21 protein-coding genes are annotated in these 21,850 nt (G+C 65.4%); 14 read left to right on the forward strand and 7 right to left on the reverse strand.

Annotation, left to right across the window (positions count from 1 at the left end):
• The first annotated feature begins 44 nt into the window (after positions 1-44).
• Positions 45-563, forward strand: coding sequence for a metallopeptidase family protein (locus AC3WJU_RS06810; RefSeq protein WP_492259509.1), 519 nt, complete (start codon positions 45-47; stop codon positions 561-563).
• Here the strand turns inward: AC3WJU_RS06810 and AC3WJU_RS06815 are convergent.
• Genes AC3WJU_RS06815 through AC3WJU_RS06825 form a run of 3 tightly spaced genes read right to left on the reverse strand, consistent with a single transcriptional unit; the run spans position 557 to position 6,088 of the window.
• The gene (locus AC3WJU_RS06815) at positions 557-2,218 is read right to left on the reverse strand and encodes a DUF5719 family protein (RefSeq protein WP_492259510.1); all 1,662 of its coding nucleotides are present in this window, start codon (positions 2,216-2,218) and stop codon (positions 557-559) included. The two genes, AC3WJU_RS06810 and AC3WJU_RS06815, sit on opposite strands and share 7 nt — an antisense overlap.
• A complete protein-coding gene (locus AC3WJU_RS06820) occupies positions 2,211-5,543 on the reverse strand; it encodes a glycosyltransferase (RefSeq protein ID WP_492259531.1) in 3,333 nt (1,110 codons plus the stop codon). Before AC3WJU_RS06820 ends, AC3WJU_RS06815 begins: the two co-directional genes overlap by 8 nt.
• Positions 5,543-6,088: a WhiB family transcriptional regulator gene (locus AC3WJU_RS06825; RefSeq protein ID WP_084784377.1), complete on the reverse strand. Its 546-nt coding sequence runs from the start codon at positions 6,086-6,088 to the stop codon at positions 5,543-5,545. Before AC3WJU_RS06825 ends, AC3WJU_RS06820 begins: the two co-directional genes overlap by 1 nt.
• Positions 6,089-6,453: 365 nt before the next feature.
• Between AC3WJU_RS06825 and AC3WJU_RS06830 the strand changes: the two genes are divergently transcribed.
• Positions 6,454-7,152, forward strand: coding sequence for a TIGR03089 family protein (locus tag AC3WJU_RS06830; RefSeq protein WP_476910275.1), 699 nt, complete (start codon positions 6,454-6,456; stop codon positions 7,150-7,152).
• A 5-nt stretch (positions 7,153-7,157) separates the two neighbouring features.
• On the opposite strand, the gene AC3WJU_RS06835 is transcribed toward AC3WJU_RS06830, so the two are convergent.
• Entirely contained in the window at positions 7,158-7,730 is a 573-nt protein-coding gene (locus tag AC3WJU_RS06835) for a GtrA family protein (protein ID WP_284989853.1), read from the reverse strand.
• 171 nt (positions 7,731-7,901) lie between these two features.
• Between AC3WJU_RS06835 and AC3WJU_RS06840 the strand changes: the two genes are divergently transcribed.
• The 4 genes from AC3WJU_RS06840 to AC3WJU_RS06855 all read left to right on the forward strand — a co-directional run bounded on the left by AC3WJU_RS06840 (position 7,902) and on the right by AC3WJU_RS06855 (position 11,963).
• Positions 7,902-9,089, forward strand: a complete 1,188-nt coding sequence (locus AC3WJU_RS06840) for a 5-(carboxyamino)imidazole ribonucleotide synthase (RefSeq protein ID WP_084784711.1) — start codon at positions 7,902-7,904, stop codon at positions 9,087-9,089.
• A gap of 29 nt (positions 9,090-9,118) precedes the next feature.
• On the forward strand, positions 9,119-9,697 hold the full coding sequence (gene purE / locus AC3WJU_RS06845; RefSeq protein ID WP_492259532.1) for a 5-(carboxyamino)imidazole ribonucleotide mutase: 579 nt from the start codon (positions 9,119-9,121) through the stop codon (positions 9,695-9,697).
• 76 nt (positions 9,698-9,773) lie between these two features.
• Complete coding sequence (gene manA, locus AC3WJU_RS06850) at positions 9,774-11,024, forward strand: mannose-6-phosphate isomerase, class I (RefSeq protein WP_284989858.1); 1,251 nt, start codon at positions 9,774-9,776, stop codon at positions 11,022-11,024.
• Positions 11,025-11,027: 3 nt separating this feature from the next.
• Entirely contained in the window at positions 11,028-11,963 is a 936-nt protein-coding gene (locus AC3WJU_RS06855; RefSeq protein ID WP_307052648.1) for a lipid II:glycine glycyltransferase FemX, read from the forward strand.
• Positions 11,964-12,047: 84 nt separating this feature from the next.
• On the opposite strand, the gene glpX is transcribed toward AC3WJU_RS06855, so the two are convergent.
• The gene (glpX, locus tag AC3WJU_RS06860; protein ID WP_171983398.1) at positions 12,048-13,067 is read right to left on the reverse strand and encodes a class II fructose-bisphosphatase; all 1,020 of its coding nucleotides are present in this window, start codon (positions 13,065-13,067) and stop codon (positions 12,048-12,050) included.
• A 204-nt stretch (positions 13,068-13,271) separates the two neighbouring features.
• On the opposite strand from glpX, the gene AC3WJU_RS06865 reads away from it, so the two are divergent.
• From AC3WJU_RS06865 to AC3WJU_RS06890, 6 genes are all read left to right on the forward strand, one after another.
• Complete coding sequence (locus AC3WJU_RS06865; protein WP_492259511.1) at positions 13,272-13,991, forward strand: DUF4245 domain-containing protein; 720 nt, start codon at positions 13,272-13,274, stop codon at positions 13,989-13,991.
• 9 nt (positions 13,992-14,000) lie between these two features.
• Positions 14,001-14,615 carry a carbonic anhydrase gene (locus tag AC3WJU_RS06870; protein WP_059387956.1) on the forward strand — a complete coding sequence of 205 codons (615 nt, stop codon included), beginning with the start codon at positions 14,001-14,003 and terminating at the stop codon, positions 14,613-14,615.
• A gap of 97 nt (positions 14,616-14,712) precedes the next feature.
• Entirely contained in the window at positions 14,713-16,149 is a 1,437-nt protein-coding gene (locus tag AC3WJU_RS06875) for a class II fumarate hydratase (RefSeq protein ID WP_492259512.1), read from the forward strand.
• Between the two features lie 72 nt (positions 16,150-16,221).
• On the forward strand, positions 16,222-16,824 hold the full coding sequence (locus AC3WJU_RS06880; protein ID WP_492259533.1) for a TetR/AcrR family transcriptional regulator: 603 nt from the start codon (positions 16,222-16,224) through the stop codon (positions 16,822-16,824).
• Positions 16,821-18,569, forward strand: a complete 1,749-nt coding sequence (locus tag AC3WJU_RS06885) for an MDR family MFS transporter (RefSeq protein ID WP_492259513.1) — start codon at positions 16,821-16,823, stop codon at positions 18,567-18,569. Before AC3WJU_RS06880 ends, AC3WJU_RS06885 begins: the two co-directional genes overlap by 4 nt.
• A gap of 117 nt (positions 18,570-18,686) precedes the next feature.
• Positions 18,687-18,887, forward strand: coding sequence for a hypothetical protein (locus AC3WJU_RS06890; protein WP_059387958.1), 201 nt, complete (start codon positions 18,687-18,689; stop codon positions 18,885-18,887).
• On the opposite strand, the gene AC3WJU_RS06895 is transcribed toward AC3WJU_RS06890, so the two are convergent.
• Together AC3WJU_RS06895 and AC3WJU_RS06900 are read right to left on the reverse strand one after the other, a co-directional pair.
• Complete coding sequence (locus AC3WJU_RS06895) at positions 18,875-19,348, reverse strand: NUDIX hydrolase (RefSeq protein WP_059387959.1); 474 nt, start codon at positions 19,346-19,348, stop codon at positions 18,875-18,877. The two genes, AC3WJU_RS06890 and AC3WJU_RS06895, sit on opposite strands and share 13 nt — an antisense overlap.
• Before the next feature lie 164 nt (positions 19,349-19,512).
• On the reverse strand, positions 19,513-20,070 hold the full coding sequence (locus AC3WJU_RS06900) for a prepilin peptidase (RefSeq protein ID WP_492259514.1): 558 nt from the start codon (positions 20,068-20,070) through the stop codon (positions 19,513-19,515).
• Positions 20,071-20,129: 59 nt separating this feature from the next.
• On the opposite strand from AC3WJU_RS06900, the gene AC3WJU_RS06905 reads away from it, so the two are divergent.
• The gene (locus AC3WJU_RS06905; RefSeq protein WP_441433671.1) at positions 20,130-20,900 is read left to right on the forward strand and encodes a hypothetical protein; all 771 of its coding nucleotides are present in this window, start codon (positions 20,130-20,132) and stop codon (positions 20,898-20,900) included.
• A 178-nt stretch (positions 20,901-21,078) separates the two neighbouring features.
• Positions 21,079-21,723 (forward strand): GNAT family N-acetyltransferase, encoded by a 645-nt coding sequence (locus AC3WJU_RS06910; RefSeq protein WP_492259515.1) that lies wholly within the window; start codon positions 21,079-21,081, stop codon positions 21,721-21,723.
• Positions 21,724-21,850 lie beyond the last annotated feature (127 nt).

Genomic DNA, 21,850 nt, shown 5'->3' on the forward strand with positions numbered 1-21,850 from the left:
CGCATTATGTCGCGTTGGCGGAATCACGGGTCTAGAGTCGATATATGCAGTCACAGCACCACGTTCCGGGCTTCACAGTCCATTTGTCCGGCACCGGGGACAGCCAGGAAACGACGACGGCGGGCACGTCCGCACGCGGCTTCAGGGAGCGCCGCAGGAACCGCCACGGGCGGGGCTTGCGCGGCGAAATCATCCTTCCCAACCTTCCCGGCTACCGGACGCGCGCCGAAAGGTTCGACGACCTCGTGCTCGATTCCGCTGAACGGCTGCAGGATATGTGGGGCAAACGGCTCGACAGTGTCGCGTTCGCGGTGGACGAGATCCCGCCGAACCTTGAGGAACTGGTGGCACAAGGCGCCGCGGCACCGCTGGGCTCGTACACCCCGGCAGCCCGCGGCGCGGGCCCCGTCATCACCATCTATCGGCGCGTCGTCGAGCACACCACCGGCGGCCGCGAGGACCTCCAGGACCTGGTGCACGACGTCGTCGTCGAGTACACCGCCGAGATGCTCGGAGTGCCGCCGGAGACCCTGGACCCCGTGTACCGCCGCCGCTATCAGTAACCGAGCGTGACCTGCACTTTTTCGTGGCCCGCAGCGCCATCCTGGATGGTCAGGACCGAAACGCCTGGTTGATCGCCCTGGCCGAGGACGAGCGCGCCGTAGGCCGCATCCCCTGCCGCCGACACGATGTAGCCCGAAACCGCCGCGCCGTCGGACTTGTCCGGAACGCCGATGACCGCGGTGGTCCCTCCGGCGATGTCGACCGTTTGCGCCTTGTGTACCTTGCCGTCCGAGGTGACCGGCGTGTAACTGACAGTGGCCCGTCCCGTCGGCACACCGAAGCTGAGGAAACGGGTCCCGCCTTGGGGTACCGCCATCACATGCTGGCTACCCAAACGGACCGCAGCCGGAGACCAGGCGAAGTCAACGGGGTCCTCCGCCTTGAGCCCCCTCGTTACGCGGGAGGAAGCTGCGAAGGAAACATCCGAGGTAGCGCTGACGGTATACATACCGGCCGGGACGCCCGCGAGCGGCACTTCGGTCACCGAACCCGCCTTCGCAGTCACGGCTCCCCCGCCGGGCAAAGCGCGCTGGCCGTTCGGCCCGTACAAGCGCACGTCCACGACGGCGTCCACAGGACCGGGAACAGTGATCTGCAGGGCCGGAACGACGTCGGCAAAACCGGGCTTGTCCGCGAGTGACTTCACGGGGGCCGGGTCCTGGACGTCCACCCCGGTCATGACCTGGGAATCGGCGGCGCCGGCACCAGGAGTGATGAGCTCGACGCCACCGGCGGTGAGGCCCCGGAGGACGCTTTGCTGGATGGTTGCCGCGACCGGGCCGCCGCTGCTGCGCAAATGCACCGAGAGCTGACCCTCGTTCGGGGCCAGTCCGGCCAAATTGATGGACCGGGTAGCTCCCGGCGAAACCAGCAAGCCTCGGCTGTCCGGGGCTTGGATCTGCCCGTGGGCGCCGAACAGCTCGAGATTGACGGTAGCCGGGGTACCCGAGGCATTGCTGATGTTCAAGACCGCCGTTCGCCCGAGTGCAGTGTTCGCTCCAAGGAGCCATGCATCATTGACCGGCTGTTGGCAGGGTGCGGCCGCCAGTCCGCGGAGGTCGCCGTCGCTCGCGGTGTAGCTCATCAGGCCCGCTACCGCGGCCTTCTGGCCGCTGATGGGATCGGCGCCCACCACGGTGACGTCGCCCGCAGGCCGCTGGGCCACGACGCCGGCATTCAGCACGGGCGGCCCGGACGCAGGGGCTGGGGCGGCGGCGGGAGGCTTCGCAATATCGGCGATTGCAGAACCACCCAGCGAGGCGAGGTTGCTCCCGGGAACGGATCCGCCGGCGTCGCTGAGCACCACCGCGTCCAGGAAGCTCTTTGCCGAACGCGAAACAGGGCTGAACTGGCTGTCGGTGCCCGCGCTCGTTCCCTCGGCGAGACGGGGAGGTGCCGGACACACTGCGGCTGTCCTGCCCGCCGGGACATCCGCGAGGGCCATGTCCAGCGTTTTGCTTCCCGACGGCGACGGCAGGATCGAGGCTGCCGACACCATCCCGGCCCCAGCAGCAAGGAGCAACGTCGCGGAAAGCGCTCCCAACACAACGGCCTTGTTCTTGTTCTGGCCTTTGCTCTGGTTGTGGGCTTTGCGCTGGCCGCGCTTCCTCGACCCCGCTCCGGGCTCGGCGGCCGGTCCTTGGTTGTCAGACACTGCTGTACTCCTTACGGAGGGAGTTTTGTTCCTTCAGGAGGCCGGCTTTCGGCCTGCGGGCAGGCATGGGGATGGCCAGAAGGACGGTCAATCCAATCACCACGGCCTGCAAAATGCTGAGCCAAGGCTCCCACACGGTGGTGTAGCGGATCTCGATCTCGCCGCCCGCGGACGGCAAGGTGAATGCTTGGGCCCATCCGGACGTCGTCGGGCTCAGTTGGCGGCCATCCAACCAAGCGCTCCAACCGGCATCTGCCCGCTCAGCGAGCACCACCAGGCGTCCGTCCCCGCCCGCCGGGATGTTGCCGGTAGCAGAGGATCCAAGGGAAGGCAAGAGCGCAACGACGGCACCTTTTGCGTCCACCACCCTGACACGGTGCGCCGTTTCGGCGTCGGCCGCGGCGGCCTGGTTGAGCGGCGTGACCCGCCACAGCCACCCGGAATCGGTTTTGCCCACAGCCACCAGGCCGGGCACGGAATCGATCCGGTTGGCCGTCAACGGTGCGGCGGTGTCGGCTGACTTCAGAACCACGAATCCTGCGCCAAGCTGCTCAAGGGCGGGCCGCGGGTCAACCCCTGTTCCCGCGACAATCGTGGCTACGGCGTTCCGGATGGACGCGGTAGCGTCGTCGTCGGCCACGAGGCGTTCCTGCCCGGGTGATCCCACAATGGAACGTCCGGCAGCGACAGTCGAGAGCGAGTCCAAAGTAGTACCGGCTCCGCGCATGAGGGATGACGTGTAGCCACCGTTCTCACCGGCGGTGATGACCAGCGTGCGGGTCTGTTCCGGCCCTTGGCCGTGGTCGACGGCGGTGGCCGGCAACGTGCCGGGACCTGCGGGCTGGACCAGTCGCGGCGTGCCCAGCGCGCCGCTAGCCGAGGGCGGGCTGTCTGGGCCGGCCAGGACATTCTGGGTTGCCCAGAGGCCCATGCTTGCCAGGGGTCCGGCAATGAGGAGAAGCGTCGCTACAGCGGAGACGATGCGCACTGCCGCGCGCTGGACCGGGCGGCCGTCTTCCGCCTTGGCCTTCAGGTGGAGGAGGTTATCGGCGCCGATCAGCGCCGCTCCCAGGAACGCGAACCCGGCCGCGGAAACTGCCGGACCCGTGAATGGCGCGACGAGCAGGTTGCCGTCGACTCCGGTTGCGACGTGTCCGGCGAGCCATGCCCAGGCGAGGAGCACAAGGGCTCCGGCCCAGAGGAAACGCGTGACGCGGGACCGGCCTCCGGGGACAAAGAGTGCGGCGATGGAGAGGAGCAGGACCGGCGCGCCGATCAGCAGGGCAAGCGCCAGCGCCCACGGAATACCCGACGGGCCGAATAATGCCAAGCCGGCCAATCCGCCGTTGACGTCGAATTTCAAGGGTTGGCCAAGCAGTTGCTGCCACAACGGTGCGGCTTCGAATCCCAACGGGACGCCAGGATCGGCCAGCATGGTGCGGGGCCGTTCAAGCGCCGAGAGGACGTACGGCGCAAAGAGCGCGGCGCTTGGAAGCAGCGACCACCAAATGGTCCGGCCCCGCCGCCCCAAGGCGATGCCGCAAAAAACAATGAGGACGGCAAAGGGAGGAAGCAGGGATGGCGCAGAGGCAGTCACCACGGCCAGCGCCAAGCCGGCCGCGGCTGCAGCAGTCCACGACGGAGTGCCGTTGACGCCCGGCTTGCCCGGCAACGGCCTGGTTGCGGCGCGGCCGGACTGCTGGACCTGGTCCAGCGTAGTCCCGCGCCCCAGGGCCGATCCGGTGGCCCGGAAGAGTGCCAGCACCAACAAGGGCATCGCTACGTGGGCCAAGAGGGCGCCGGCCCGTCCTTGGTTAACGGCGACTTGAAGGGCCGGGGCTGCGGCCCAGATCAGCGCCGCCATGAAGCGGTAGCGGCGCAAGCTGGTCATCGCGCCCGCGGCAAACCAGGCGCCCAATCCTGACAGTGGCATCGCCAACAACAACAGCCACACGATCGCCGTGCTGGAATCGCTTCCCCCGAGCAATGACACAAGCCACAGGATGTAGGCGAACGGATCCCCGTGTCCGGGCAAACCCGCGCCCAAGCCAATCCACCACGTGGATGCCGACCGCCAGATGTCGCCTGCGGCGGACAACGGCAAGAGGCCGCCGCCCGTCACGCCGTTTGCACCCAGGAGCCCCAGCAACCCCACGATGGAGGCAGCCAGTGCAACAAACGCGGTGGCCACCGCGCCCGTCCCGATCCAACCCCGCTCATTCGTTGCTAGGGCCACAAAATCGTCACCTGCGTCACCGCTCGGTTCCGGAGCCAGGGAGTCGGTCTCCTGGAATTCGTCTGCGCCAATCGCCTCGACGAGGGAGCGTCGATGGGCCCAAACCTCGCGCCGCGGTGTCTGCAGGCCCTTGACCATTGACCGCGGTACGCGTCGCGTCCGGGCGGCGTTTCGCCGCGAACGCCAAATCGCCCCGGGACGGCCGAGCGCCGCAACGGTCGCGCCAAGCTGGGAAATTCCGTGACCCGGTTCTTTGACCAGGATGCTTAAGACGAGCCTGACCATGCTCCCGAGCAACGCGCCGAACGCGTGCAGCGGAACCTTCCACGGCGAAGCGTGGGTGAGCCTCAAATGGACTTGGCTCTTGCGTGCGGCCGCAGGTGTCGCCAGGCTGTGGGGACGGTTCTCCACGTGGAACATGCGCGCCGCCGGAACCACCACCACCCTGTTGCCCGCAAGCCAGTTGCGCCAACAGAAATCGACGTCGTCTCCCACTCCGGGAAGCGCGGGGTCGAAGCCGCCCAATTGCTCCCAAGCGTCGCGGCGGATCAGCATGCCGGCGGAATTCACCGCGAAAGTGTCCGTGCGCCCGTCGTATTGGCCCTGGTCGAGTTCGTCGGCTTCGATGAGCGTCAGCCGTTCGGCCCAGCGGCTCGTGGACAGGCCGGCGTCGACGAGCCTGCGTTCCGCGTTCCAGGACAACTGCTTGCAACCGGCCACTGTGACCGAAGGGGCTCGCTCGACTGCCTGAAGCAGTTCGGCGAGTGCATCCGGGGCGGGAGCGGCGTCGTCGTGCAACAACCAGATCCATTCCACGGCTCCCGGCTCCCGCGAAGGTGGCGCCGAGCGGGCCAGGCCGGCCATGACGGCCGCACCGAAACCTACTTTGTGTTCGCCGGTGCCGGTGACATTGGCCTTGCCGAGAGCCCGCTGCAGCAAGGCGGCGGACTTGTCGCGGGAGCCCGTATCAATGCCAATGGCGGCATCTGCCGGACGCGTCTGGTCCAGCAGAGCCGCCAGGGTTCTGGGGAGATAGTTACCGCCGTCGTGCGAGACGACGACGGCGGTAACGTGTACTGCCTTGAGAATCAGACCGCTCGCTTCCTCAGCCTGCGGCGTTCACGCTCGGAGAGCCCGCCCCAGATACCAAAACGTTCATCATTGGCGAGTGCGTATTCAAGGCACTGCGAACGGACATTGCACGCACCGCAAACCTTTTTGGCATCCCGCGTGGAGCCGCCCTTCTCAGGGAAGAACGCCTCCGGGTCCGTCTGGGCGCACAAGGCGTCCGTCTGCCAGCCGAGTTCGCCTTCGTCGTCGAAGTCCCCCTGGCGCGGAAGCCCGATCCACACCGGCTGGGCCGGGTTGTCGAGCGGACGGCGCAGCTCCATCGGAGGATCGTCGAGATCATCCTCCGGATCTGCCGGCGTGCCTCCCACAAGAGCCTCGTGGGCAGCAAGAAAGGCTGTTGCCTCGTCTTCCAGCGACTCCCGAGTGGTCTCTATGTAGCGGTCCGCCGCCTGCGGATCTGCCGGGTCAACATACCAATCCCCCGGAACTTCACGCGACCGGTACTTCACCGACGCATATTCCGCGACGACTGCATCTTCCTGGATACGCAACGCTTGCCCCATGGCGTCCCTCCTGATGTGTGCAGCTGCTGCCGTGCTCATTCGGTACTCGGTTATGTACCCGATACTCCCGCAGCGGCGTTCGATATCTAATTACACGCGTGTAACTACCAAGCCGTCAAGCCGCGCCGGGATAATAATCAACTTTCCGCACTAACTCCCGCCGCGCCACGCCCGCGATTTTTTTGCCCCATCCGCGCGCTTCCGCGGAAAAACGGAAGCTTCGACTCACTTAAGATGTATTTTCATTGAATTTCAGGGAAATTGCTTGGCCCCTCAAGCGCCGTGCCGTCACCGGCCCTTGGCCCTATGTGGCGCAAGTCATACCCGCCTGCGCCGGGCCGGACGCCCCGTGGCAAGATGTAGCCATGAACACCCCCGCGATGAACCTGATGGCCGCCCTGCGCTCCGGACACGCCACATCCCCCCGACTGACCTGGTACGGGCCGGACGCCGAACGGGTGGAGCTCTCGGGACGGGTCCTGGACAATTGGGTGGCCAAGACCAGCAACCTACTCCAGGACGAGTTCGACGCCGAACCGGGCATGAGCCTTCGCCTCGACCTGCCGGCCCATTGGAAGTCCCTCGTATGGGCGCTGGCCGGATGGCAGTTGGGGATGGAACTGGTGCTCGACGGCGGCAGCGCCGACCTGCTTGTCACGGACACCCCCGACGTCGGTGCGGGAGCCGACTTCGACGCCGTCGTCGCCGTGCCGCTCGCGGCACTAGCGATGCGCTGGCCGGGAGAACTGCCTGCCGGCGTCGTGGACTACGCGGCCGAAGTCCGCTCCCACGGCGACGTGTTCATGGCGCACGCCGAACCGGACGCCGCGCTGCCGGCGCTGCGCCGCCCTGAAGCCGGACACTCGCACGGCGAATTGCTGGACGGCTTCGCCAAGGAACACGACGCCGGCGTCCGCCTGCTGGTCCGCGCGGCCGACGGCTTGGAGTCGGCCCTCGCGGACGCACTGGGCGCGTGGAGCAAAGACGGTTCAGTGGTCCTCGTGCACCCGGACGTCGACGTCACCCGGCACCTGCTGGACAACGAGCGCGTCAGCGGCGCCTAGGCACGTCAGCGGCGCTTGACCGCGTCTTCGCCTTGGTCCGAGCCAGTCTCGGAGCTGGCAACATGCATGGCCTTGGCTTTGGCCCTGTGGTGGGCCTCGATGATCTCGTGGTCATGCGAGAAGGCCGGCTCTTCGTCGAGTTCCTTGTTGAAGACCAGGAAGCGGTAGGCGAAGAAGCGCACGACAGTGGCCACGAGGATGCCGACGACTCCGGCGGCGAAGAGAACGTTCTTGTCCTGGATGTTCATGCCGTATTTGGCGATGGCGGTGAGGCCGGTGGAGATGCCGATACCAATTCCGTTGATGATGATGAACATCACGAACTCGCGCACCACGTTCTGCTGGCGGCGGTGGCGGAAGGTCCAGAAACGGTTGGCGATCCACGAGAACACGGTGGCCACGGTGGCGCCGACGAAACGGGCCTTCGCCTCACTGTCCGACATCGGGCCGTGCATGAGATAGTAGGTCAAGCCGTTATCTATGACGAACGCAACACCGCCGACAGCGCCAAACTTGGCTACTTCGCGCCAAAAGAGCGAGGCGAGCCCGCGGATGCGATCTGCAAGTGTGTTGATCATGACCCTCCATGGCCGTTGTTCTAGGGGGCCGATGGGCCGAAGCCTCCATTTTAGCTCCGATTTCTTGGAGCTTGCCCATTTGTTCCGTGCCGACGGCTTCGAGCCGGGTTCCAAGGACCCAGCGGCGAGCAGAATCTGGGAACCAGCCGCTGGTTCGGTAGGCTGAACCTTGTGACTTTTCCTGTAATTGGCGTGGTGGGCGGCGGACAGCTCGCACGAATGATGGCCCCGGCCGCAACCGCTCTCGGCTTTGAACTCCGGGTCCTTGCTGAAGGTGAGGACGTTTCCGCAGTCCAGGCCGTAGCAACGGCCCCCATTGGCGACTACAAGGACCTCGCGGCCCTTCTTGAGTTCTCGGAGGGCTTGGACGTCATGACCTTCGACCACGAACACGTTCCCACCGAGCACCTCCGGGCCTTGATCGAGGCCGGAGTCAACGTCCAGCCCGGCCCCGATGCCCTGGTGCACGCGCAGGACAAACTGGTGATGCGCGCCGCGATCGACCGCTTGGGGCTCCCCAATCCGGCGTGGGCTGCAGTCCACGGCGTCGAGGACCTCGTGGCATTCGGTGAGCAGACCGGTTGGCCGATCGTCTTGAAGACCCCGCGCGGAGGCTATGACGGCAAAGGCGTGCGCATCGTCCATTCCGCCGACGACGCCCGGAGCACCACGGACTGGTTCGACGCCATGAGCCCGCTGCTCGCGGAAGAGAAGGTTGACTTCAGCCGCGAGCTTTCCGCCCTCGTCGCAAGGACCCCAGACGGCGAATCCCGTGCTTGGCCGGTAGTCCACACCGTCCAGGTGGACGGCGTTTGCGACGAAGTGATTGCGCCGGCCCAGGACATTCCCGTAGAAGTCGCCGCGGCGGCCGAAGAGGCAGCGCTGCGGATCGCCAATGAACTCGGCGTCACGGGCGTCATGGCGGCCGAACTCTTCGAAACGCCCGGCGTCGGAGTCGGCTTCCTGGTCAACGAGCTCGCCATGCGGCCGCACAACACCGGCCACTGGACGCAAGACGGCTCCGTCACGAGCCAGTTCGAGCAGCACTTGCGAGCGGTCCTCAACCTCCCGCTCGGTGCCACCGACGCGCTCGGCGCAGTAGTTGTCATGAAGAACTTCCTGGGCGGCGACAACCAGGATCTCTTCAGCGCCTACCCCAAGGCCCTTGCCTACGAACCTGCCGCAAAGGTCCACTGCTACGGCAAGTCCGTGCGGGCCGGCCGCAAGATCGGGCACGTGAACCTCGTCGGCAACTCGACGGCGGACGTCGACTCCATCCGACGCCGCGCCACCGTAGTGGCCGACATCATCCGCGACGGCCGCATGCCGGCCGAAACCACCTCCGAGGAGACCGCATGAGCGCAGAGAACCGCATGAGCGCAGAGAACATGGAAGCCGAAAACGCGGATGCGGCTGTCGCCGCCCCGATCGTAGGCCTCGTCATGGGCTCCGACTCCGACTGGCCGGTCATGGAAGCCGCGGCGGACGCCCTGGCAGAATTCGGCATCCCTTTCGAAGCCGACGTCGTCTCAGCCCACCGCATGCCCACGGAAATGATCCGATACGGCCAGACTGCCCATGAACGTGGCCTCCGCGTCATCATCGCGGGAGCCGGCGGCGCGGCCCACTTGCCGGGGATGCTCGCCTCCGTCACCCCGCTGCCCGTCATCGGCGTCCCGGTCCCGCTGAAGACCCTGGACGGTATGGATTCCTTGCTGTCCATCGTGCAGATGCCCGCCGGTGTTCCCGTCGCCACGGTGTCCATCGGCGGCGCCCGCAACGCCGGCCTCCTGGCAGTGCGCATGCTGGCGTCTGGAACCGACGAGCTGGCCGTGCGGCTTCGCGGCGAACTGCTCGAATTCGCCCAGGAGCTCAACAACACCGCCACCGAGAAAGGCGCCCGGCTCCGCGACAAGGTCGCCGAAGTCTTCTCCACCGCGAACGTCTCCGCCCGAAGCAGTCGTTAAGAGCCCGGGCAGCCGTTAAGAGGTCATCCCCGGCAATCCCGAATGTACCGTACCGCAATGACAAGGATCCCCTGCCGTGTACCAGCTTGAGAATGTTCTCCGCCCCTACGCATGGGGATCGACGACGGCGATCGCCGCTCTGCTGGGAAGGCCCGCCTCGGGCGGTCCGGAGGCGGAGTTGTGGATCGGAGCGCACCCAGACTCGCCGTCCGTGGCCACCCGTCCGGATGGATCGTCCGTCGCCTTGGACGCCCTGATCAAGGTGGACCCCGTGCATTTCCTCGGTGAAACGAGCGTGGCCGAATTCGGTCCGCGCTTGCCGTTCCTCACCAAGCTCCTTGCGGCCGACAAGCCCCTGTCCTTGCAGGTCCACCCTCGCTTGCAGCAGGCCAAGGACGGATACGCGAAGGAAAATGCCGCAGGCATGGCGGCGGACGCGCCCGAGCGCAACTACCGGGATGACAACCACAAGCCCGAGATGATCTTTGCGCTGACCCCGTTTCACGCCCTCTGCGGTTTCCGTCCGGCCGCGGATTCGCAGCGTGTCTTCGAGCATCTCGCAACCCTTCTGGACCTTGCCGCCGTCGACGTCCCGGACGTCATCACCGGTGTCATCGCGGATCTCTCCGAGCCCGATGAGCCCTCGGCACTCAAGGCTGCGTTCACCCGGCTGATTACCGGCGGGGATGCCGTCTCCGCCGCCACCGATCAGGTGGTTTCCATCCTGAAATCGGGCGCACCGATGGGTCAGCACGCCGCGGAACTCTCCACCTTGATGGACATCAACAATGAGTTCCCGGGCGATCCCGGTGTCCTGATTTCGCTGCTCTTGAACCTTGTCTTCCTGTCCCCGGGCGAATCGGTGTACCTGCCGGGCGGAAACGTCCACGCCTACCTGAAAGGCCTCGGTGTCGAGGTGATGGCGGCCTCGGACAACGTGCTCCGTGGCGGCCTCACCCCCAAGCACATCGACGTCCCCGAACTCCTGAAGACCATCGAATTCGCTTCCCTCGGCGTACCGCGCATCGAGCCCAGGATCTCCGGATTCGGCCAGGATCTCTATGTGCCGCCCTTCAAGGAATTCCAGCTCCAGCGCATCGAGTTGGCTCCCGGAGCGGAACCGGTGCCGATGGCGCAAGCCGGTCCCGCCGTCGTCGTCGTGGTTTCGGGTTCCGTGGTGCTCGACTCCCCCAAGAGCGAACTCGCCGTGGAACGCGGCGGGAGTGCCTTCATCCCGGCATCCGAAGAGCCCGTAATGGTGCACCCGGTTTCCGGCGCAACGGGAACCAGCGTCGCCTTTGCCGTCACAACCGGCTTGGGGAATTAGAGGGTGGAGTACTTCCTGCAAACGCCCGCATGGGCGTCCTTCCAGCGATCCCTCGGCCGCACCGTGCACGAGGAGTCCGGTCCGGGGTGGCGTTTCCTCGCCGTGGAGGAAAAGAACCCGGCTGGAAAGGTCATCTACTCCCCCTACGGCCCCGTGGCCGACTCGTTGGAAGCCTTCGACGAAGCCCTGGCCGCGCTTGTGGCGATTGCGCGCCGCAGCAAGGCGGTGTTTGTGAGGATGGAACCCGTCACTGCTGGATTTGAAGCGGCCGACGCCGCTGCGGTGCTGGGGGGACGCGGCCTCCAGCCCGCGCCGTCCAACCAGCAGCCGGAATTGAGCTGGATCGTGGATCTGGACGGCGACTTCAAAGACGTCCTTGCGGGCATGAAACCCACCAACCGGAACCTGTACCGCAACATCCACAAGAAGGGCGTCACCTTCCGGTCCTCGCAGGATCCCGCAGAGATCTCGATACTTCTCGACTTCCTCCACATGACAGCGGCACGCAACGGCTTCAAGCCCCAGAGCGACGACTACTTGAGCTCGGTGGCCCGCTCCCTCATGCCCGCTGGTGCCGGCACGCTGTTCATCGCCGAACTCGAGGGCGAACCCATTGCGGCCGCCTTGGCGTACGACTCCGCCGACACCCGCACCTACGCCCACGCAGCGCTCGATGACACGCACCGCAAGCTCAGCGCGGGCATTCCCTTGCTCGTGACGCTCATGGCCGATGCCAAGGACAAGGGGCTCAAGCACGTCGACCTGTGGGGCGTGGCCCCGGAAAACGAGCCCGACCACAAGTGGGCCGGATTCACCGCCTTCAAGAAGTCCTTCGGAGGCAGGGAAATCGCCTACCCAGGCACCTGGGACCTTCCCGTCAACAAGCTCCGCTACGGGGCCTACCAGCTGGCCCGGAAGCTGCGCGAAAAGCTCCGCTAGGGTCCCTTCGCGCGAACTGGCAGCAGATGCCCTCTGCGTCGATTCAGAGGGCATTTGCTGCCAGTTCGCGCTGGGGGGTGGGTCCTACTTGCGGGCGTAGCCCTCCCACTTGCTGGCCTGGTGCTCGCCGTCGACGAAGCGGATGGTGCCGGACTTGGAGCGCATCACGATGGACTGGGTCAGGACCTTGTCCTTGGAGTAGCGCACGCCCTTGAGGAGGTCGCCGTCGGTGATGCCGGTAGCGGCGAAGTAGCAGTTGTCGCTCGTGACGAGGTCGTTCGTGGAGAGGACGCGCTCGAGGTCGTGTCCGGCGTCGATGGCCTTCTGCTTCTCGTCGTCGCTGGTGGGCCACAGGCGGCCCTGGATGACACCGCCGAGGGACTTGATGGCACAAGCGGCAACGATGCCTTCGGGGGTGCCGCCGATGCCCATCAGGGCGTCAACGCCGGTGCCGGAACGTGCAGCGGCAATGGCGCCTGCGACGTCGCCGTCCATGATGAACTTGGTGCGGGCGCCGGCTTCGCGGATTTCCTCCACCAGCGGGCGGTGGCGGTCGCGGTCCAGGATCATGACGTTGAGCTGGTTGACTTTGACGCCCTTGGCCTTGGCGATCAAGTGCAGGTTCTGCTTCACCGGGAGGCGCAGGTCCACCATGTCGGCTGCTTCGGGACCCGTGACGAGCTTCTCCATGTAGAACACGGCGGAGGGATCGAACATGGTGCCGCGCTCGGCAACTGCCAACACGGCGAGGGCGTTGTTGATGCCCAGCGCGGTCAGGCGGGTTCCGTCGATGGGGTCGACGGCGACGTCGCACTCGGGTCCGGTGCCGTCACCGACGTGCTCGCCGTTGAAGAGCATGGGGGCTTCGTCCTTTTCACCCTCGCCAATGACAACGACGCCGTTGAAATGGACGGTGTGGAGGAAGGAGCGCATGGCGTCGACGGCGGCGCCGTCTGCTTTGTTCTTGTCGCCGAATCCAACCCAGTGGCCGCCCGCAATGGCGGCAGCTTCGGTAACCCGGACAAGTTCGAGGGCCAGGTTGCGGTCCGGCTCATCGGTCCCGACGGCGAGCGCCGGCGAAATCGTGGAATACTTCTGGGACATTGGCGCTGGAGACACGTGAACCTCTTCTTCGATGACGCGATTCGTGGGACCAGGAATGGCTGGGCTTGGCGGCCTGAATGATTCCTCTAGAAGAGATCATAGTCGGGGCGGGGTGGCGCGGTCATGGGATGACCAACTCCCGGAACGCCCCTTGCGCGGACCGGCCGATGTGTATTAGCCGCTTGGATAGGAGACTATTGAAGCGTGAGTGAAACGCAAGACAAAGCAATTGCCGCCGCCCCCTCCGACGGCGGAGGCACGGGCGCAGCTGGCGCCGACGACGCTGGTCAGGCCGCGGTGAACCCCGTTATCCCGGCGAAAGCAGCCAAAAGGGCCAATGCGTCGGTGATTGGCATGCTCATCGCCTTGCTCCTCTGCGTGCTGGCGTTCCTGCCGATTGTGCTCATGAATCCGGCGCCAAAGAGCAACGGTTACAAGCCCAACGTCGATGTGGCGGCAACCGCCGCCAATGCGAAAGATGTGGCCGGTTTCACACCGGTGGCGCCGGATACCGGCGACACATTTAGTCCGAACTACGCCCGCTGGTCATCCGGAACCGGCGATGGCGTGCCCACGTGGGAGGTCGGATACGTCACTCCCAAGCAGGCCTTCATCGGCATTGTCCAGACCCGCAAGGCCAACCCAACCTGGATCTTCCAGCAGACCGGGAGTGCTCCGGTTACCGGAACGCGCAGCGCCGGCGGCCACGACTGGGAGCTCCACGACACGGCCAAGGGCAACCGCAGCATGGTCCTGAACTACCGCGGCACCACGATCATCCTGAGCGGCGGCGCCGGCCTGGACGAGTTCTCCACGTTGGCCACAGCTGTGGTCAAGGCGATGGACGCAGCTCCGGTCGCTTCCGCGGACGCGAGCACGAAGCCGGGCGACACAGTTTCGCAGCCTGCCACCACAAAGCCGTAAAGTAGCGCCGTGGCTACCTATCTGACTCCTGCACTTGCCTGGCGCCGTCTGCGCGAAGGAAACGAACGCTTCGTCGCCGGGGAGTCCATGCACCCCAACCAGGACGCTTCCCGCCGGCATTCCCTGGTGGAGGACCAGCACCCCTTTGCCGTGATCTTCGGTTGTTCTGATTCCCGCCTGGCCGCCGAAATCATCTTCGACCTCGGCCTGGGCGATGCCTTCGTGGTCCGCACGGCCGGTCAGGTGATCGACGACGCGGTCCTCGGTTCGCTGGAGTACAGCATCTCCCAACTGCATGTTCCGCTCATCGTGATCCTTGGCCACGACAGCTGCGGCGCGGTGACCGCGACGAAGAGTGCCGTCGAGACCGGTGAAATGCCGGCAGGTTTCATCCGTTCCCTCGTGGAACGCATCACGCCTTCCGTCCTCACCGCAATGCGCAATGAGCAGACGGACGTCAACGAGATGGTGGTGGAGCACGTCAAGCAGACGGCCCGCCGCCTTGCCGACAGTTCACGTGTGATTTCCGACGCGATCGACGACGGCCGGGCCGCCGTCGTCGGGCTTTCCTACAAACTGGACGAAGGCCGCGCGGCGCTTGTTTCCGGGATCGGCAAGCTCTAGGCCGGATGCCGGGCCGCCCCGAAGGGGCGGCAAGCGGCGGCCGTAGCTTTGTTCCACCGGTTTTCGGTCAAGCGGCTGCTCGCCATAAGCTAGCCCCATGACTTCCACTCAAGAATCCAACACGGCCGAGTTCCGTATTGAACATGACACGATGGGCGAAGTTCGCGTTCCCGTGAACGCCCTGTACCGCGCCCAGACGCAGCGCGCCGTGGAGAACTTCCCGATCTCCGGCAAGACGCTTGAGCGCGCACACATCGAGGCCCTGGCCCGCGTCAAGAAGGCCGCGGCCCTGGCGAACGCTGAACTTGGGGTGCTCGACGGCGAGCTCGCCGAGGCGATTGCCAACGCTGCCGATGAGGTTGCCGCCGGAAAGTACGACGGCGATTTCCCCATCGACGTCTTCCAGACCGGTTCGGGCACATCCTCCAACATGAACACCAACGAGGTCATCGCCGAGCTTGCGACGCGCGCCCTCGCGGCCGCCGGGAGCGACAAAGTTGTCCACCCGAACGACCACGTCAACGCTTCGCAGTCCTCCAACGATGTCTTCCCGACGTCGGTCCATGTCGCCGCGACGTCGGCCCTGATCAACGACCTGATCCCGGCCCTCGAGTACCTGGCTGCTTCCCTGGACCGCAAGGCCTCGGAGTTCAAGGACGTCGTCAAGTCCGGCCGTACCCACCTCATGGACGCCACCCCGGTGACCCTTGGCCAGGAGTTCGGCGGCTACGCAGCGCAGGTCCGTTACGGCGTCGAGCGCATCAACGCCGCCCTCCCCCGCGTCGCCGAGGTCCCCCTGGGCGGCACCGCGGTGGGCACCGGCATCAACACCCCGGAAGGCTTCCCGGAGCGCGTCATCGAGCTGCTCGCAGCCGACACCGGCCTGCCACTGACCGAGGCACGCGACCACTTCGAAGCGCAGGCCAACCGCGACGGCCTCATCGAGGGCTCCAGCCAGCTGCGCAACATCGCCATTTCCTTCATGAAGATCAACAACGACCTCCGCTGGATGGGCTCCGGCCCCAACACGGGACTCGGCGAGATCTCCATCCCGGATCTCCAGCCGGGTTCGTCGATCATGCCGGGCAAGGTCAACCCGGTCATCTGCGAAGCCTCGATCATGGTCTGCGCCCAGGTCATCGGCAACGACACCGCCATCGCCTGGTCCGGTACCAACGGCGCCTTCGAGCTCAACGTCGGCATCCCCGTCATGGCTGCCAACCTGCTCGAATCCATCCGCCTCCTGGCCAACACCAGCCGCGTCATGGCCGACAAGATGATCGACGGCATCACCGCGAACGTCGAGCGCGCCCGCTTCCTGGCCGAGGCTTCCCCGTCCATCGTGACCCCGCTGAACAAGTTCATCGGTTACGAAGCAGCGGCAAAGATCGCCAAGAAGGCCGTTGCGGAGGGTTTGACCATCCGCGAAGCCGTGGTCTCCCTGGGTTACCTCGAGCGCGGCGAACTGACTGAAGAGCAGCTCGACAAGGCCCTCGACGTCACCACCATGACCCGCCCGGCCCACAAGGCCTAGTTTCTCGCCAGCCCGACTGGCCAGCCCGACGGCGGACTCCGGGAGCGCAAGCGCGCTCAGACCCGCGCGGCGATCTCCGCCGTCGCGCGGTCCTTGACGGCCCAGCACGGACTCAACGGCTTCACTGTCGAGGAAGCCTGCGAGCAGGCCGGCATATCGCGGCGGACCTTCTTCAACTATTTCCACACCAAGGAAGACGCAGTGATCGGCTCGTTCTCCGACGAGCTTCCCGAGGACGCGCTGGAAGCCTTTAACCGCAATCCCGATCGTGCAGCCGGCACGATCTCCGGCTCGCTGCTGTCCGCCCTGCGGCACTTCACCCTGGCGGTCCTCGAGCGGTCCACCGTCAGCCCTTCGGAGATCCGCCAGCTCATCGCCGCAGTCAAGGCCGAGCCCCAGCTCCTTGGCCGGTTGACCCGTGAAGGCGAAGTCCGCGAGCGCCAATTCGCAGAGCTCATCGCATCCCGTGAAGGCCTCGCCGCGGACCATGCCGAGATCGTCATGGCCGCGGCGGTCTTCGGCGCCGTCACCAAGAAGACAAGCCAACAGTTCTTTTCCGAAGAGAACACCGAGCCCTACCGCGAGCTGCTGGACCGGAACCTCCACGCAGCCCGTACTCTCTTCGCCCAAGCGCTGGACACCCACCCCGTCGAACCCCAGAAGGACCAACCGTGAGTACCACCCTCAAGACCAAAGCGGCCGCACCGCTGCTCTTGACCCAGAGAAGGATCTGGATCATTTTCTCGGCGCTCATCGCCGGAATGCTGCTCTCGAGCCTGGACCAGACCATCGTGTCCACGGCCATGCCCACGATCGTCGGCAAGCTCGGCGGCGTGGAGAACCAGGCCTGGATCACCACGGCCTACTTGCTGGCCACCACCATCGTCATGCCGATCTACGGCAAATTCGGTGACATCCTGGGCCGGCGGAACCTCTTCCTCATTGCCATCGGCTTGTTCACCGCAGCTTCCATCGGTTGCGCCTTCGCCACCGACTTCTGGGGTTTCGTGATCTTCCGCGCCATCCAGGGCCTGGGCGGCGGCGGCCTGATGATCCTGTCGCAGGCCATCATCGCGGACATCGTGCCTGCCAAGGAACGCGGCAAGTACATGGGTCCCCTCGGTGCCATCTTCGGCCTCTCCGCCGTGGCCGGCCCGCTCCTGGGCGGCTTCTTCGTCGATCACCTGACGTGGGAATGGGCTTTCTACATCAACATCCCCGTCGGCATTGCGGCGTTCACGATCGCCTGGTTCACGCTCACGCTGCCGAACAAGAAGGCCGAAAAGCGCATCGACATCCTGGGCGTGCTGCTGCTGTCCGCTGCCACGGCCTGCCTGATCTTCTTCACCGACTTCGGCGGCAAGAAGGACCAAGGCTGGGACTCCCCGCTCACCTGGGCCTTCGGCGCCGGCATGGTGCTTGCTGCCTTCCTCTTCGTCCTTGTGGAGCGTAAAGCCGAAGATCCCATCATTCCGTTGAGCCTGTTCAAGAACCGGATCTTCATCAACGCCACGGCCATCGGCTTCACCCTGGGCTTGGGCATGTTCGCCGCTATCGCCTTCGTGCCGACGTTCCTGCAGATGTCCTCCGGCACCTCGGCCGCCGTCTCCGGCCTGCTCATGCTGCCGATGATGGTGGGACTCATGGGTACGTCGATCTACTCCGGTATCCGCATCTCCAAGACCGGCAAGTACAAGATGTTCCCGATCCTCGGAGCGAGCCTCACGATCGTTGCCATGTTGTGGCTCACGACCCTCACGGCGGCAACTCCGATCTGGGTCATCTGCATCCAGCTGTTCATCTTCGGCGCGGGCCTGGGCCTGATCATGCAGGTCATCGTCCTCGTGGTGCAGAACGCCGTTCCAGCCGAGCAAATCGGCACGGCAACGAGCACCAACAACTACTTCCGCGAGGTCGGGGCTTCGTTGGGCGTCGCCGTCTTCGGCTCGATCTTCACCACGCGGCTCGCTGAGTCCCTCACCAGGGCATTCACAGGCGCGGGTGCTTCAGCCTCACAGGCCGCACAGTCCACCAGCAAGCTTGACCCTCAGACGCTGGCCCAACTGCCGGTCCCGGTCAAGGACGCCATCGTCAACGCCTACGCCGATTCACTGGCACCCGTGTTTTGGTACCTCATCCCGTTCATCGCCATCGCCCTCCTCCTCGCGATCACCCTCAAGCAGATCCCGCTCTCCGACACCGCCGGAATGGTGGCCCGGGGCGAGGCTGTCGGGGGCGCCGAGGCCGAACGCCTTGAAGCCGAACGCCTCGGAGTGTCCGTGGAGGGACCCGGCGAAGGGTCCGCCGAGGGTTCCGCCGAGGGTTCCGGCGAGGGTTCCGGCGAGGGGTCACGCGCCGTAGACGCTGTTCCGGAGTCCGGCCCGCTGGGGGACAAAGACGGCGAGCTCGCCCGGCGCTGAGCCCGGGACATGCCCGCCCTTGGCTCGGACCAGTGGACATATGGGGAATCTGTCCACTGCCGGGACGCAAGGCCGGGCATGTCCTCCGGGCCGAGCATCTGGCTTAGGCTGGAACGCATGAGTTCAGAGCCCGAAGAATCCGCGAACATCAGCCCGGCCGTTCGATGGGGACTCGGGGCAGTCCTTTTCGGCCTCCTGGCCGTCTCGATAGCCTCCGCCAAGGGCGAATGGTGGACCATCGTCGGCGCTATTGCCTGTGGTGCCGCCGCATGCCTCTTCGCGGCCCGCGCGATCCTCGCGGCCCGTCAATCCCGCTGATATGCGACGGCGGAGCCTGGCTCCAGCGCAAGCCGGATGGTTTCGCGGTGGCCGGCACTGATCTCAGGCAACTCGTCGAGGGCAAACCAGCCGACGGCGATTGACTCGTCGTCGTTGACGCGGGCCTCTCCCGAGACATAGCGGCATTTGAAGGCAATATCCAGGAAGTCGCAGACGTCTCCGTTGGGATACGTGACCGGGCCGATCACGCCCACCGCCAGGATGCGCTCGGTTTCGGCCACAACTGCAGTCTCCTCGAAGATCTCGCGGAGCAAACCGGGGGCCGGATGCTCCCCGGGTTCCAGCATTCCGGTGATCAGGGTCCACCGGCCATTGTCGGCCCGTTGGCACAGCAGGACCCGGTTCTCGTCGTCCAGGACCACGCCCCGGACGCCGGGTAGCCACAGCGGGTCGTTGCCGATCTTCTCGCGGATTTCTCGGATGAATTCAGGGACCGGCACGGCCTAGCCTGCTTCCGTTGAATCAGCCATAACCAACACGAGCTCTGCCTCCGCTTCCGGATCGGATCCGCCAGTAGGGCGAGTATCCCACCGGCGATGCCCGAATGACAGCGGGCAAGGCGGCTCAAACGGTGGCTTCTCGCTCCGTTTGCCCACAGCTCTCCTCACGCCGGCAGGGCAAACATGGCCGCAGCGGCACCGGCCAGCATGAACGGCCCGAACGGTATCGAAGATTTCAAGGTTCCCCGCCGGGCAGCAAGGACTCCCAGGCTCCACAGCCCACCGAAGAGGAACGCCGCAAATGTTCCGGTAAAAACATGCGCCCAACCCAGATAGCCAAGGTAAAGGCCGAGGACACCGGCCAATTTGACGTCGCCGAAGCCCATCCCCGGCGGGTAGACCAAGCGCAGGATGAAATAGAACACCCACAGCACGGCTCCCCCGGCCACGATTCCCAAGGCAGGCACCCCGAGGAAGGGGGCACCGCCGTCGGGCGCTGGTCCAGCCGCTCCCCCAGCCAAAGTGACGGCTGCCGCCGCGCCGAGCAGCAACGCACCGGCGATGGCATAGGAGGGGAAGACGATCCGGTTGGGCAAGAGGTGGTGACGGACGTCGATGACCGTGAGCCGGGCAGCCATGACAGCAAAATACACACAAGCTGCGAGCAGCAGCCAGAAGGCCGGGAAACTGGTCCCCCATAATTCGCCGAGTCGTCGGATCACCCTCGGATGCTATCGGTTTTCTCGAACCTCCGCCGGTTACGCACGCTTAGACTGTGGATATGGGGCGTTACAGTGCAGAAATCCAAGGCAGTCCGGATGCCGACATGTCCTCCACCTTCCGAAACCTCTGCCGCTCCTCCCCATGGAAATGGACAAGCCTCAGGTTCGAATACCTGGACAGGCCGGGCAAGGCGGATGCCACAGTGCGCGCCTGGTTGCGCCGGCCGGGAGCGCTTCGGCTCGAAACCGTCGACGGTGCGTTACTGCATAGCACCACGGGCATCAACGACTCCCGAGACGGGCTTTACCTAGGCTCCAAGCGAAAGTCCTGGCTTTTGCCGGCCCACTTGGTGACCCCCGTTTATGACTCCGCGGGCTTGGTCCGCCGACGCCCCGAAGCGGCCTACGGCGAACCGTCGTTCGGGAACGGTCGGCTCGCTGCAGCCCTTGATCCTGTCGAGCTCGCCGGAAATGCGCCGGTGCCGATGGAGTTTCCCGAGTCCAACAGGGTGTCGTTCGGCGCCATTCGGGAAGTGGATCACGAGGGGCGTCCAGCGCTCGAAACCATCGCGACGCCGGGATCCAGTTACGTGGCTGCTGATGCGGCAACGCCGCTCTGTTTCCCTGGGCGCACGCTGTTGCGGGTGGACTCGGGAACGGGCGTGTGCGTTTCCAGCCAATCGCTCGACGGCGATACCACCGGCCACGGGCATTGGATGCGGATCCTGGGGGTGGACGAATACATGCTGGACGATCTGTTCCTCGCCGAATCGATGAACCTCACCGACGTCCGCAAGCACATCAGTTGGGACATCGGTCCCCGTGCATGAGCGCGGCCCCGCCCTGGAACGCTAGCTCACGTATATCGGGTTTCCGGCCGACCCCCGCTCACATATATCGGGTTTCCGGCCGACCCCCGCTCACGTATATCGGGTTTCCGGCCGACGCCCGCTCACATATATCGGGTTTCCGGCCGACGCCCGCTCACATGTCCGCTAGGCTTCCCGGATGAATGAGCTAAGCGCCATCTGGCCCTTCTTCGGCCTCATCCTGACCACACCCCGCTTGGAGTTGCGCCCCATACAGGACGCCGACATCCCCGCAGCCGTCAAGGCCGCCCTCAGCGGCATTCACGAGCCTGGGAAGTCCCCCTTCAGCAACCCCTGGACGGAACTGCCCAAGGATGAGTTGGGTGCCAACATGGCCCGGTGGTATTGGCGCTGCCGTGCGGGAACGGCTGCGGAATCATGGACGCTCCTCCTCGGCATCTGGCATAACGACGAGTTCATTGGCTGCCAGGATATCGAGGCGAAGAACTTCGCATCGTTGAAGACCGTCTCCACCGGCTCCTGGCTCAAGAAAGGCGCCCAAGGCCTAGGCCTTGGCAAGGAGATGCGCGCGGCCGCCCTCAGCTACGCCTTCGACTACCTGAACGCCGAAGTAGCGACCTCCGAAGCTGCCATTTGGAACAAGGACTCCTTGGGCGTTTCCGCCAGCCTCGGCTATGAACCCAACGGCATTTACCGCGACCAATGGGGCACCGACGTCGTGCAGGTCCAACGAGTTCGACTCACCTCGGGCTCCTTCACCCGACCCGATTGGAAGCTAAAGGTGGAAGGCCATGAAGCCACAGCACAGTTCCTGGGTTTGTGAGCGAGCGTCGGGGGAAAACGCCACATACGTGAGCGAGCGTCGGGGGAAAAACCCGACATAGGTAAGCGAGCGTCGGTGAGAGAACGACAACGATCGACGCGCGGAGGGGGGGGGGGGGGGGGGGGGG

It is taken from the genome of Arthrobacter sp. FW306-1B-F12A (assembly GCF_058781865.1).